The organism is Sphingopyxis panaciterrulae, assembly GCF_014199295.1.
GTDB classification, from domain to species: domain Bacteria; phylum Pseudomonadota; class Alphaproteobacteria; order Sphingomonadales; family Sphingomonadaceae; genus Sphingopyxis; species Sphingopyxis panaciterrulae.
The window spans coordinates 15,309-27,176 of the sequence record NZ_JACIJH010000019.1; the positions used below are offsets into that span (position 1 = coordinate 15,309).

The following is an 11,868-nucleotide window of genomic DNA, read 5'->3' on the forward strand; positions in this document are numbered from 1 at the left end:
GTGCGGTCGAGGGAGGTTTTTGACAAAATGGACGCGGATTCCAGGGTCTATCGGTAAGGCAAGATATAAAGCTATGGCACCGTCCGCCTGCGCGGACAGAGCTAAGTCATTGTCTGCACATCCTTTTTACGTAAATGGAAACAGTGCCGTCTTGCCGGAGACAGTGCCAACAGGCCGGAAAGTGGCGGATTTCTCGCATATTCGGCGGCACCGATTTTCATGTTTTGTGGTCGAGCGCATGGTTGGTTTTCCTCTCCTGCCAAAGGTGTTGATCATGCCCAGCGAAGATGATTTTAGGCCAGAGCTTGGCCGCCTTGGCGACCGAGGCAGTAGTGCGCGTTCGCGGAAGCTCTCCCCGCGAACGAGAGACACGACAGAGAGCGAGCGGGAGGACTCATTCTCCCCGGCTCAAGAAATTTTGGGCGAGTTGCCCGTCGAGCCGATATGCGTTCGTATTCCAGTAGCGGTCAAGCTGACTGGGATCAGTCGATCGACACTCTATGAACTCATGGGAGCCGGCGAAATCGAAACCGTAAAAGTCGGCAGATCGACCTTCATTCGTTACGCCAGTCTCAAGCGGCTCTTTGACCGGGAATAGGCTTCGCGGGCATGGTCATGTCGCGATCACAACGGTAAAAGCGGCCCATCGAATCGTCGCGTGAATCTCGCGCAAAAGTCGATTTGCAGCCTTCCCTCTACGGGAACCGAACCCTACCCACGGCGACTGGTGGGGGCCAGATTGGGGGCAGTGCGGCACGGCTGGTCGAAGAAATTACAATAAATCCAATGCCTAGCAATCGTCTTGGATTCCCTTCACCGCCTGGTATCGGCGGTGCCCCGGCGATCGGCGCGGTACTCCATTCTATCACAGACGAGGAAGCGATCGGCGGTGCCGGTCGCGGCAGGAGCGACGGATCGGTGACGTCCGGAAAGACCATAGGCTTCATCATCGCGACGATCTTCATCGACGCGATCGGGTTCGGCATCATCATGCCGGTGCTCCCGCAACTGGTGATGGAGGTCGGGCGGCTCGATCTGCCGCACGCGATCGAGGTCGGCGCGTGGATCGGGCTGGTAATGGCGGTCGCGACCTTCCTCGCCTCGCCGCTGCTCGGCAATCTGTCCGACCGGTTCGGGCGGCGGCGAGTGCTGCTGCTCGCGCTCGCGGGTCTCGCGACCGACTATGCGCTGCTGGTGGTCGTCGACACGCTGCCGTGGCTGTTCGTCGCGCGAGCGCTGTCGGGCCTGTTCGGGGGCAGCTATGCGGCGGCGCAGGCGGCGATCGCCGACGTCACCCGGCCGCAGGAGCGTGCACGCAACTTCGGCTTCGTCGGCGCCGCCTTCGGCGTCGGCTTCGTCGTCGGCCCGGCGATCGGCGGCTTTCTGGGCGAGATCGGGCCGCGCGCGCCCTTCGTGGCGGCGGCGCTGCTCGCCGCGGCGAACATGATCTATGGCGCGCTGATCTTTCCCGAGACGCTGCCGCCCGAACGCCGCCGCGCCTTCGACTGGCGGCGCGCCAACCCGCTCGGCGCGTGGCAGGCGATGCGCGCGCTACCCGGTATGGGCGGGGTCGCGCTGGTGCTGCTGCTGTGGCAGGTCGCCAGCCTCGTCTATCCGATGACGTGGAGCTTTTATTGCATCGCGCAGCTCGGCTGGACGCCGGGGATGATCGGCGCCAGCCTGGCCGCGGTCGGGGTGATGATCGCGCTGGGCCAGACCGTCGTCGTCGGTCCGGCGGTCGCGCGTTTCGGCGAGCGCGACGCGGCGACGCTGGGCCTGCTGGTCGCGGTCGCGATCTTCGTCGGCTTCGCCTTCGTGCGCACGACCTGGGGCGCCTTTCTGCTGCTGATGCCCGTCGCGCTGCAATCGCCGGTGCAGCCCGCGCTGATGGCGATGATGTCGCGCCGCGCCACCGCCGACACACAGGGCGAGGTGCAGGGGATTTCGGCGATGGTGATGGGTCTGGGCCAGCTCGTCGCGCCGCTGCTGCTCACCGGAACCATGGCGTGGTTCACCAGCGATAGCGCGCCGGTGCATTTCCCCGGCGCCGCCTTTCTGGTCGCGGCGCTGTTCGGGCTGATGGCGGCCGCGATGCTGCGGACGCTGCCGCGCGCGACGCACGGCGCGGACGACGAAACGCCTCAGATGCCTCCGTCGGTCACGGCATAGCCCGCCGATTCGACCCCCGCCGTCACCGCCGCGACGCAGGCGGCGACCGCGGCGGGGTCGGTCGAGCGGATCACGAAATTGGCGCCGGTGCGACCGTCGCGGAAGAAGGGATAGCTGCCGATCGCGACCCCGGCATGGGCGATCTCGGCCGCGCGCAAGATATCGGCAACCTCGCTTTCGGGCGCCCAGGCGCCGATCGTGTGCGCGGTGAGCGGCGCCCCGCCCTCGAGCTCGCCGGTCAGCGCGTCGAGCATTCCGGCGGTGATGTGCGGCACGCCGGCCATCACGAACAGATTGCCGAGGCGGATGCCCGGCGCCCCCGACATGCGGTTCGGGATCAGGTCGGCGCCGGCGGGAACGCGCGCCATGCGCAGCCGCGCCTCGGTCAGCTCGCCGCCGCGCGACGCATAATAGCGTTCGAGGATCGCGCGCGCCTGCGGATGGATGACCACCCCGACCTCCAACGCCCTCGCCACCGCGTCGACGGTGATGTCGTCGTGGGTCGGGCCGATGCCGCCGGTGGTGAAGACATAATCGTAGCGCGCCCGCAGCGCGTTCAGCGCGTCGACGATCTCGTCCTCGACGTCGGGAACGATGCGCACTTCGCGCAGGCGAATACCCTGCACGTCGAGCCAGGTCGCGATCTGCGCGACATTCCTGTCCTGGGTGCGGCCGGAGAGAATCTCGTCGCCGATCACCAGCACGGCGGCAGTCCAGATGCGTTCGTCGCTCATCCCTTTGCCTTACCCCGATGGCATGACAAAACAAGCCCGCTGGAACGATGATATTGTTCCTGATATGTTCCTTCCGACTCGAAGGGAGACACCGATGGCCGAAGAGCTGATTTTTTATACCAACCCCATGTCGCGCGGGCAGATCGCGCGCTGGATGCTCGAGGAGGTGGGCGCGCCCTATGAAACGCGCCTGCTCGACTATGGCACGACGATGAAGGCGGCTGACTATCTGGTGATCAACCCGATGGGCAAAGTGCCGGCGATCGTCCACGGCGGGCGCGCGGTGACCGAATGCGCGGCGATCTGCGCCTATCTCGCCGACGCCTTTCCGGGCGCTGGCCTTGCCCCCGCGCCAGCGGATCGCGCCGATTATTACCGCTGGCTCTTCTTCACCGCCGGCCCGGTCGAGCAGGCAATCACCGCCAAGCATTTCGGGGTCGAACCCGACGCCGACCAGCAGCGCATGGCGGGCTTCGGCTCGCTGGCGGCGGCGCTCGACACGCTGGAAGGCGCGATTCGGGACAGGAGCTTCGTCGCGGGCGACCGCTTCACCGCCGCCGACGTCTATGTCGGCAGCCAGATCGACTGGGGGTTGCAGTTCGGCACCATCCCCGCGCGCGCCGCTTTCGAGGCTTATGTCGTACCGCTCCGCGAGCGCGCGGCCTACAAGCGGGCGAAGGCGATCGACAACGACCTGATCGCCGAGATGCAGGCGGCGAATCCGGCGTAGGAGCGATCATCGCGCAAAGAAAGAGCCCGGCGGATCGCTCCGTCGGGCTCTTTTGTCTTGCCGGTCTGGCCGCGCGCTTATTCGCGGCTGCCGAGCAGGTTGAGCAGGAAGGTGAACATGTTGACGAAGTCGAGATAGAGGTTCAGCGCCCCCATCACCACCGCCTTGCCCATGAAGTCGGTGCCGCGGACCACGAAATAAATGCTCTTGATCTTCTGCGTATCATAGGCGGTCAGGCCGGCGAACAGCAGTACGCCGATGATGCTGATCGCCAGGCCGAGCGCGCTCGACTGCACGAACATGTTGATGACCATCGCGACGAGGATGCCGACGACGCCCATGATCAGGAAGGTGCCGAAGCCCGACAGGTCCTTCTTGGTCGTATAGCCGTAGAGGCTGAGGCCGAGGAAGGCAGCCGCGGTGGCGAAGAAGGTCTGCGCGATCGAGGTCGCCGTGAAGGCGAGGAAGATCGTCGACATCGACAGGCCCATGACCGCGGCATAGGCCCAGAAGATTGCCTGCGCCGCCGTCGTCGACAGCTTGTTGATGCCAAAGCTCAGCACCATCACGAAGGCCAGCGGCGCCAGCATCGCCACCCACATCAGCGGGCTGCCAATCATCGAGGCGGTGAAGCCCGAATTATAGGCGAGCATCGCGACGATGCCGGTCAGCAGTACGCCCGAACCCATGTAATTATAGACCGACAGCATGTACGACCGCAGGCCGGCATCGACGGCTGCGTCCGTCCTGCCGACGGTGCCAAAACCGGACGCCGCCATATTGGGGTCGTTCCAATTCGCCATTTCAAATCTCCATCACTGACCAGAGCATACCGGCCGTACGGCCAATATCGGTGTTTTGCGCCGCGCTTTCAAGCGAAACCGGATCTGAAACGCCGGCCGGCCGCGCACGGTAGCCTTGCGGCGGCAAAGGACTATGCTGTCCGCGCCATGCCCAGCCACCGCCTGTTCGTCGCCCTGCGCCCGCCGCGCCCAGCGCGCGCCGCGCTGACCGCGGCGATGCACGGGCTCGCCGCGGCGCGCTGGCAAAGCGACGAGCAGCTTCACCTGACGCTGCGCTTCATCGGCGAGGTCGACCGCCACCGCGCCGAGGATGTCGCCGCCGCGCTCGGCGCGCTTCATGCCCCGGCGATCGAAGCGCGCATCGCGGGAGTCAGCGTCTTCGAACGGCAGGGGCGGCCGCATATGGTGTGGGCGGGGGTCGAACCGCTCGCGCCGCTCGCCGCGCTTCACCGCAAGGTCGACCAGTGCCTCGCCCGCGTCGGCGTCGCGCCCGAAACACGCGCCTTCCTGCCGCACATCACACTCGCGCGGCTGAACCGCGCCGCCGGACCGGTCGCGCCCTTCCTCGCGCTCCACGGCGATCTGGCGAGCGCGCCCTTCGTCTTCGATCACGTCATCCTCTATGAAAGCGAGCTGGCGCACGGCGGCTCGCGCTATCATCCGGTCGCGCGCTATCCGCTCGATCCGAAGCGTGCGACCAGCGCCGACGCGACCGCATCGACATCGTCCCACGTCGCCGCAAAGCCGTCCGCGTCGCCATAATAGGGATCGGCGACGCTTTCACCCGCGCGAGCCGGCACCAGATCGAGCATCAGCATCAGTTCCGCCCGCGCGTCGTCCGGCGCGAGAGCGCGCGCGTCGCGCAGGTTCGTCTCGTCAGCGGCCAGGATCAGGTCGAAGCGACGGAAATCCCCAGGCGTCAACTGGCGCGCGCAGAGCGTGCCGATATCGACCCCGCGCCGCCGCGCCTCGGCCTGCGCACGGGCATCGGGCGGGCGGCCGACATGCCAGTCGCCGGTGCCGGCCGAATCGAGCGTCGCGTCGATTCCCGCCGCCGCGAAGGCCGCGCGCGCCGCGCCCTCCGCCAGCGGCGAGCGGCAGATATTGCCGAGACAGAGGAAGAGGACCGCGGGGGGATTTGTTCGATCTTTACGCATATCGCCCATGTCCTGCACGAAGTTGAACCGACTTTCAACTTGCGCGTGCGCCGCGCTCTGCTAGCCATGGCGGGAGAAGCGATAATCGTCGAGGGAGAGGGTTGCCAATGGCAGGAGCGGGCGCCGAAACAAGCCGGGTCGCGACCGGGACGGACGGGAGGCCCGGTCCCGCGATCAAGGCGTCGCCCTATGCGTGGTATGCGCTCGGCATATTGTTCCTCGTCTATGTCCTCAATTTCATCGACCGGCAGATCATCACCATCCTCGCGCCCGACCTGAAGCGCGACCTGGGCCTGAACGACGCCGATATCGGCTTTCTCTATGGCACCGCCTTCGCGGTCTTCTATGCCCTGTTCGGGGTGCCGCTCGGCCGGCTCGCCGATGCGTGGCATCGCGTCCGCCTGCTCACCGTCGGCCTGTCGGTGTGGTCGGCGATGACCGCGCTGTCGGGGCTCGCGACCGGAAAGCTGCAACTGTCGGCGGCGCGCATGGGCGTCGGCGTCGGCGAGGCGACCGCGGGGCCGGCCGCCTATTCGCTGATTTCGGACCTGTTTCCCAAGAATATGCGCGGCACCGCGCTCGCCATCTATTCGGCGGGCCTCTATTTCGGCGGCGGCATCTCGCTGATGATCGGCGGCTTCATCGTCGAAGGCTGGAACGAGGCATGGCCGGGCGGCGGCCCCTTCGGCCTCGTCGGCTGGCAGGCGGCGTTCATGGCGGTCGGCGTTCCGGGCCTGCTGCTCGCGGCATGGGTCGCGACGCTGAAGGAGCCGGTGCGCGGACTGGTCGATGGCGTGCCGACCGCACCGTCGCCGACTCCGTTCAAGGGCTTTTTCGAAGAACTGTACGCGATCATCCCGCCCTTCACCCTGCTTTCGGCCCTGTCGCGCGGCGGCCGCGCGCTCGCGATCAATATCGGCGCGGCTGTCCTGCTGACGCTCGGCGCGTTGGCGATGATCCGGCTGACCGGCGCGGCGCTGCAATGGTGGTGCATCGCCTTCGGCTATTATGCGGTCTTTTCCTGGGCCGGTTCGCTGAAGCGCCGCGACGCACCGACCTTTCGCCTGATCTGGGGGTCGAAGGCCTTTCTCGCGACGATCCTCGGCTATGGCACGGTCGCCTTCATGTCCTATGCGTCGAGCGCCTTCGCGCCGGTCTATGCGCTCGAAGTGCTCGGCGAGGATGCAGGAACGGTCGGCTTCTGGGTCGGCGGCCTCGGCGCGCTGGCAGGATTCCTGGGCGTGATCCTCGGGGGACGGATGTCCGACTGGCTGCGCCAGCGCAACGAGGCGGGGCGCATCCTGGTCGTGATCTTCGGCCTGCTCGCGCCGATCGCGCCGATCGTCGTCGCCTTCACGACCAGGTCCGAGCCCGGCAGCGCCGACTTCATCCGCTTCACCGCCTTCGCCTCGCTCGCCGGTCTGCTCGCGTCGAGCGCGCTCGGCGCCGCGGCGGCGACGACGCAGGATCTGGTGCTGCCGCGGATGCGCGGCACCGCGACCGCGACCTTCTTCCTGTCGACGACGCTCGTCGGCCTCGCGCTCGGACCCTATATGGCGGGCCAGGTGTCGGCGATGACGCACAGCCTGTCGACCGGCGTGCTGTCCACACTGGCGATCGTGCCTTTCGGCCTGATCGCGCTGATCATCGCCTATCGCAGCGTCCCCGCCGCGGCGGCCAGCACCATCGAGCGCGCCCGCGTCGCCGGGGAAGCTGTCTGAAGGCTACCCCGCCGCGGGCACGCCGATCACGCCGCAAGCGACGCGCCCGCCGCTGTTGCCGCTGGGATCGGTCTTCATGTCGTCGGGGCCCGCGTGGATGACGAAGGCGGCGCCATCGGCGTCGAGCACGCCATGATCGCCGGCGAGCGGCGTTCCGACGAGCTGGATCGAGGCGCGGCCGATCTCGCCGGCCTCGACGACCAGATTGGGCAGGTCGCCGTGGTGCGCGCCCATCGGATTGTCGCGCCCGTGCTGCGCGTGGGTCGGGTTCCAATGCGCCCCGGCGCTCGCGAAATCGGGCGGGGTGCACTGCCCGACGGTGTGGATGTGCATGCCATAGGTGCCCGGAGCGAAGCCGCGCGCCACGACCTCTATCTTGAGCCCGGAGCCATCCTTGAAGATGTCGACGCGACCGCGGTCGGCGCCCTGGGCATCGCGAAGCTGGGCCGTCGCGTCGGGCGCCGGCAGCGTGCTCGCCGAATCGCCGCCCATGCTGGCGCAGCCCGCCAGCGCCAGTGCGCCGAGCAGCGTCGCCGCCGTGAAAACCCGCGTCTGATGATGTGTTGCGACCGTCATGCCGATACTCCCTGTTGCTGCCGAACTGCGGTGCCCGTCGGACACCTGCGATCCTCGACCGCGATCATGCCCCGATTCGTCCCGGCTTCCAAGCCGAACCGCCGGCCACAAAGTAAAAGGGCCGCGAATCGCTTCGCGGCCCCTTCGTAGCGCGTCCGATCAGCGATCAGAAGACGCGCGCATATTGTTCGTTGCCGACGAAGCCCAGCTTGCCGACGCCGCTGCGCTTGATCACCGCCATGACATTGTCGACGATGAAATAGCGCGCATAGGGGTCGGGCTGAACCTGCAGTTCGGGCTCGACCGGCAGCGCCTTGGTCTGTTCAAGATAGACCGCGAGCTGCGCGAGGTCGACCGGCGTCCCGTTCCAGGTGATGACGCCGGCGGCGTTGATCATCACCTTGTTCTTTTCGGGGTCGACATTGTTCTGGTTCGGGTTCGGAACCGGCAGGTCGATCTTCACCGCGTGGGTCTGGACCGGGATGGTGATGATGAACATGATGAGGAGCACGAGCATGACGTCGATCAACGGCGTCATGTTCACTTCCATCATCGGTTCGTCACTGTCCCGCTCACTCACAGCCGTGGACATGGCATTATTCCTTCATTCCTAGTGGACCCGCGCCTTTTACAGGCGGCCCAGCGTGGCCGATCCAGGCGCCGGTTCCGAAATGAACCCGATCTTCTGGAAGCCGGCATATTGCATCGTGTAGATCACCCCGCCGATGCACTGATACGGCGTGTTGATGTCGCCGCGGATATGCACTTCGGGGAAATTGTCTTCGGTGATGTTCTGCGGTCCACCGATATCCTTGAGCAGCTTTTCGAGCTTTGCCTGGCCGCGTTCGAGCAACTGGCGCGAATCGACCGGGGTCTGGCCCCAATAGACCTCGCAAGCGGTGCTTTCGGGATTGGGCTGACCGTCGCCGTCGGTATCGGGCGACCGCACCGACAGCAGAACATTTTCCGGCTTCGTGGTCGTCGGTTCGAACGCCACGTCGGGCAGCTTGAGGTTCACCGTCTCCAGCACCACGGGAACCGTGATGAGGAAGATGATGAGCAACACCAGCATGATGTCCACGAGCGGAATCACGTTGATTTCCGACATCGGGGCATCGTCGCTAAGTTCACCTACACTCATCGCCATAGGATTAGCATCCTGTCACAAAATTACTGTCATGGCCCAGCGCGCGCCGCGTCGTGGCGGCACCGCCGTCCGCAGGTCCCGCCCCGGCCGCAGGCGGCACAGGGAGGGACCCGGGAAAATCAGGCCTTCTTCGGCGCCGCGGCCGGAGCGGCGGGCTTGGCGGGAGCAGCCGCAGCGGCCGGCTTCACCTGGCCGTTCGACATGATCGAGCCGAGAACGTCGTTCGAGAAGGTCGACAGGCTGCGCGAGATCGCCTTGTTACGGCTCTGGAGCCAGTTGAAGGCGAGCACCGCGGGAACCGCCACGATCAGACCGATGGCGGTCATGATGAGCGCTTCACCGACCGGACCCGCGACGGTGTCGATCGAAGCCTGGCCCGACGCACCGATCTTCACCAGCGCGCGGAGAATACCGATAACCGTGCCGAACAGGCCGACGAACGGCGCGGTCGAACCCACGGTCGCGAGGAAGGCGAGACCGCCGTTGAGCTTCGAATTGATGTGGCCCTGCGAACGCTCGAGGGTGCCGTGCATCCAGTCGTGCGCCTCGACGGGATCGGTCAGCTTGCTATGCTGTTCGCTCGCGCGCAGGCCGTCCTCGACCACCTGGCGATAGGCGCTGTTCTTTTCCAGCTTGGCCGCACCGTCGGCGAGGGTGGCCGAACGCCAGAAATTGGCTTCGACCGTCCTGCCCTGACGCATGACCTTGTTCTGTTCGAACAGCTTGGTGAACAGGATGTAGAGCGAACCGACGAACATGATGAGCAGCACCAGGAAGGTGAGCTGCGACACAATGCCGCCTTCGCACAGCGCGGGGATGAGGCCGTAGGGGCTTTCGCCTTCGCCGACGGTGCACATCGACGCGGGCATAAGCGTCAGCCCGACGTCGTGGCTACCCGCCGCCGCAGCGGCATTTGCGATCAGATTAAACATGGTGGTTATTCCCTCTCAAATAGTCGTAAGGTCTATAAAGTCCGGCGGCGCCGAGGCCGCGTGAAATCACTCTGGAATCTGCCAGCGGATACGGTTGCTGTAGCTTCCGGTCGTCGGATTGCCTTCACGGTCCTTGCTCGGCGTGAAGCGGCCGCGACGCGTGATGAGCTTGCAGGTTTCCGCATCGAGGTCCGGATGTCCGCTCGACGAGGTAATGTCGCAGCTCGCCACCCGGCCTTCGGCGTTGACGGTAACCCGGAACCCGGTCGTGCCTTCGCGTCCTTCGCGCATCGCGCGGGCCGGATAGTCGTCCGTGCCTGCCCAGCGGCCGGGATTGCCCCTCGGCGAGGCCGGGGCGCTGAGATCGCGAACCGGCGGCGCCGGCGGCGCGGGCGGCACATAGATCGGCGGCGGCGGGGCCGGCGGCGCCTTCGGCACCGACTGGATGACGTTCGTCGTCACCGGCGGCGGAATCGGCGACGGGGGCGTCACGACCGGCGGCGGCGGCGGCAGCTTGTTGTCCGGCGGCGGCGGCGGCGGGGGCTCCTCCGGCGGCGGCGGCTCTTCGACGTCGACGACGTCCAGTTTCTCGGCGATTTTCTTGACGATACTGATATTCAAACCGTTGACCAGGCCATAGCCCAGCACAGCGGTGAACAGACCGACCAAGACAATCGCCACTACCCTGTTTTTAGGGTCGACATTATCACCATAAGCCATTCAGGGACGACGCTCCTTGCTAGATCATCCTGACACCAATCCACACCAACCGGTTCGGTTGCCAAACGTGCCCGGATGATTTCCGATGCGTCGCGTTCGTCAAGACCCGGCGGTTCGCTTCCGGCTATTATATTATTCCGGGCGCTTCGCCGCACCTCCTATCGCGGTGGCGGCAAGTTCGCAAACCCTTTATCAGCGGTTAATGTGCGGTGCCCCAACATGGGGCTTCGACGCCGAACCGACGACGATCAGCGACAGAAAGTGACCATGACATGCGAGTGCTTCCCCCCGCCGCCCTCCTGACCCTGAGTATCCTAACCATCTGGATTCCGGGCGTTTCGGCGATGCAGAGCGACGCACGGCAGGCGGAGGCTGCGGCGACGAGTCCTTATAGCTATGCCGATATCGCAGACCTTGCGACGACGGCGCCGGTGGTGCTGCACGCCCGGATCGCCGACAGCGCGATGGTCGAACCCGAGCGCTCGCCCGGCCTCGCGGCGGGTCACAGCCGCACTTATGTCGAGGCCGATATTGTCAGCCTGATTCGCGGCTCCGGCCCGCTCGCCAAGCGCGTGTCCTATCTCGTCGATCTGCCGCACGACGCGAAGGGCAAGGCGGTGAAGCTGAAGAAGAAACGGCCCGTCCTGCTCTTCGCCCGGCCTGTCGCAGCCGGCGCCGCCGGATCGACGAGCACGAGCAGCATCCAGCTCGTCGCTCCCGATGCGCAGCTCGATTGGGACCCGGCGACCGAAGCGCAGCTTCGCGCGATCCTGACCGAACTGGTCAAGCCCGGCGCGCCGCCGAGGATCACCGGAATCGCCAATGGCTTCCACGTTCCCGGTACGCTGCCCGGCGAGGGCGAGACGCAATTGTTCCTCGACACGGCAACCGGAGACCCGGTGTCGCTGACCATCACGACCAGCGCCGACGGCTCGCGCCGCTGGTCGGCGGCGTTCGGCGAGATCGTCGACGGCGCGGGCGTGCCCAAACGCAACACGCTCGCCTGGTACCGGCTCGCCTGCGGCCTGCCCGAGACGCTGCCGCTGACCAAGCTCGCCGGCACGCCGGCCGAGGATCGGCGCAAGGCGGCATCCGATTATGCCGTGGTCCTCGGCGCGCTCGGCGACTGCCCGCGCACCCGCACCCCGCCGCCGGGCGTCTGATTCGCGCGCCCGCGAC

The 11,868-nt window shown here is 66.3% G+C and carries 14 protein-coding genes; 6 read left to right on the forward strand and 8 right to left on the reverse strand.

Going from position 1 to position 11,868, the window contains the following annotated elements; all coding sequences use genetic code 11:
• Positions 1–181 precede the first annotated feature (181 nt).
• Both FHR21_RS21245 and FHR21_RS19025 read left to right on the forward strand, forming a co-directional pair.
• Positions 182–598, forward strand: coding sequence for a helix-turn-helix domain-containing protein (locus tag FHR21_RS21245; RefSeq protein ID WP_338113225.1), 417 nt, complete (start codon positions 182–184; stop codon positions 596–598).
• A gap of 320 nt (positions 599–918) precedes the next feature.
• On the forward strand, positions 919–2,169 hold the full coding sequence (locus FHR21_RS19025) for an MFS transporter (protein ID WP_184101227.1): 1,251 nt from the start codon (positions 919–921) through the stop codon (positions 2,167–2,169).
• Here FHR21_RS19025 and FHR21_RS19030 read toward each other — a convergent pair.
• Positions 2,142–2,903 (reverse strand): competence/damage-inducible protein A, encoded by a 762-nt coding sequence (locus tag FHR21_RS19030; protein ID WP_184101229.1) that lies wholly within the window; start codon positions 2,901–2,903, stop codon positions 2,142–2,144. The two genes, FHR21_RS19025 and FHR21_RS19030, sit on opposite strands and share 28 nt — an antisense overlap.
• A 94-nt stretch (positions 2,904–2,997) precedes the next feature.
• Between FHR21_RS19030 and FHR21_RS19035 the strand changes: the two genes are divergently transcribed.
• Entirely contained in the window at positions 2,998–3,633 is a 636-nt protein-coding gene (locus tag FHR21_RS19035; RefSeq protein ID WP_184101231.1) for a glutathione S-transferase family protein, read from the forward strand.
• A gap of 77 nt (positions 3,634–3,710) precedes the next feature.
• On the opposite strand, the gene FHR21_RS19040 is transcribed toward FHR21_RS19035, so the two are convergent.
• Entirely contained in the window at positions 3,711–4,436 is a 726-nt protein-coding gene (locus FHR21_RS19040) for a Bax inhibitor-1/YccA family protein (protein WP_184101233.1), read from the reverse strand.
• Positions 4,437–4,583: 147 nt separating this feature from the next.
• Here FHR21_RS19040 and thpR point away from each other — a divergent pair, with 147 nt between their 5' ends.
• The gene (gene thpR, locus FHR21_RS19045; protein WP_184101235.1) at positions 4,584–5,198 is read left to right on the forward strand and encodes an RNA 2',3'-cyclic phosphodiesterase; all 615 of its coding nucleotides are present in this window, start codon (positions 4,584–4,586) and stop codon (positions 5,196–5,198) included.
• Here the strand turns inward: thpR and FHR21_RS19050 are convergent.
• Complete coding sequence (locus tag FHR21_RS19050) at positions 5,108–5,593, reverse strand: low molecular weight protein-tyrosine-phosphatase (protein ID WP_184101237.1); 486 nt, start codon at positions 5,591–5,593, stop codon at positions 5,108–5,110. The genes thpR and FHR21_RS19050 overlap by 91 nt on opposite strands.
• A 107-nt stretch (positions 5,594–5,700) precedes the next feature.
• On the opposite strand from FHR21_RS19050, the gene FHR21_RS19055 reads away from it, so the two are divergent.
• A complete protein-coding gene (locus tag FHR21_RS19055) occupies positions 5,701–7,314 on the forward strand; it encodes a spinster family MFS transporter (protein ID WP_184101239.1) in 1,614 nt (537 codons plus the stop codon).
• Positions 7,315–7,317: 3 nt separating this feature from the next.
• Here the strand turns inward: FHR21_RS19055 and FHR21_RS19060 are convergent, their stop codons facing one another.
• The 5 genes from FHR21_RS19060 to FHR21_RS19080 form a co-directional block, all read right to left on the reverse strand.
• Entirely contained in the window at positions 7,318–7,890 is a 573-nt protein-coding gene (locus tag FHR21_RS19060; RefSeq protein WP_184101241.1) for a superoxide dismutase family protein, read from the reverse strand.
• 166 nt (positions 7,891–8,056) lie between these two features.
• Positions 8,057–8,482: an ExbD/TolR family protein gene (locus FHR21_RS19065; protein ID WP_184101243.1), complete on the reverse strand. Its 426-nt coding sequence runs from the start codon at positions 8,480–8,482 to the stop codon at positions 8,057–8,059.
• A gap of 36 nt (positions 8,483–8,518) precedes the next feature.
• Positions 8,519–9,037 (reverse strand): ExbD/TolR family protein, encoded by a 519-nt coding sequence (locus tag FHR21_RS19070; RefSeq protein ID WP_184101245.1) that lies wholly within the window; start codon positions 9,035–9,037, stop codon positions 8,519–8,521.
• Between the two features lie 119 nt (positions 9,038–9,156).
• The gene (locus FHR21_RS19075; RefSeq protein WP_184101247.1) at positions 9,157–9,969 is read right to left on the reverse strand and encodes a MotA/TolQ/ExbB proton channel family protein; all 813 of its coding nucleotides are present in this window, start codon (positions 9,967–9,969) and stop codon (positions 9,157–9,159) included.
• A gap of 66 nt (positions 9,970–10,035) precedes the next feature.
• Positions 10,036–10,689 (reverse strand): energy transducer TonB, encoded by a 654-nt coding sequence (locus FHR21_RS19080; protein WP_184101249.1) that lies wholly within the window; start codon positions 10,687–10,689, stop codon positions 10,036–10,038.
• Between the two features lie 272 nt (positions 10,690–10,961).
• On the opposite strand from FHR21_RS19080, the gene FHR21_RS19085 reads away from it, so the two are divergent.
• Positions 10,962–11,852, forward strand: a complete 891-nt coding sequence (locus FHR21_RS19085; RefSeq protein WP_184101251.1) for a hypothetical protein — start codon at positions 10,962–10,964, stop codon at positions 11,850–11,852.
• Positions 11,853–11,868: the final 16 nt, after the last annotated feature.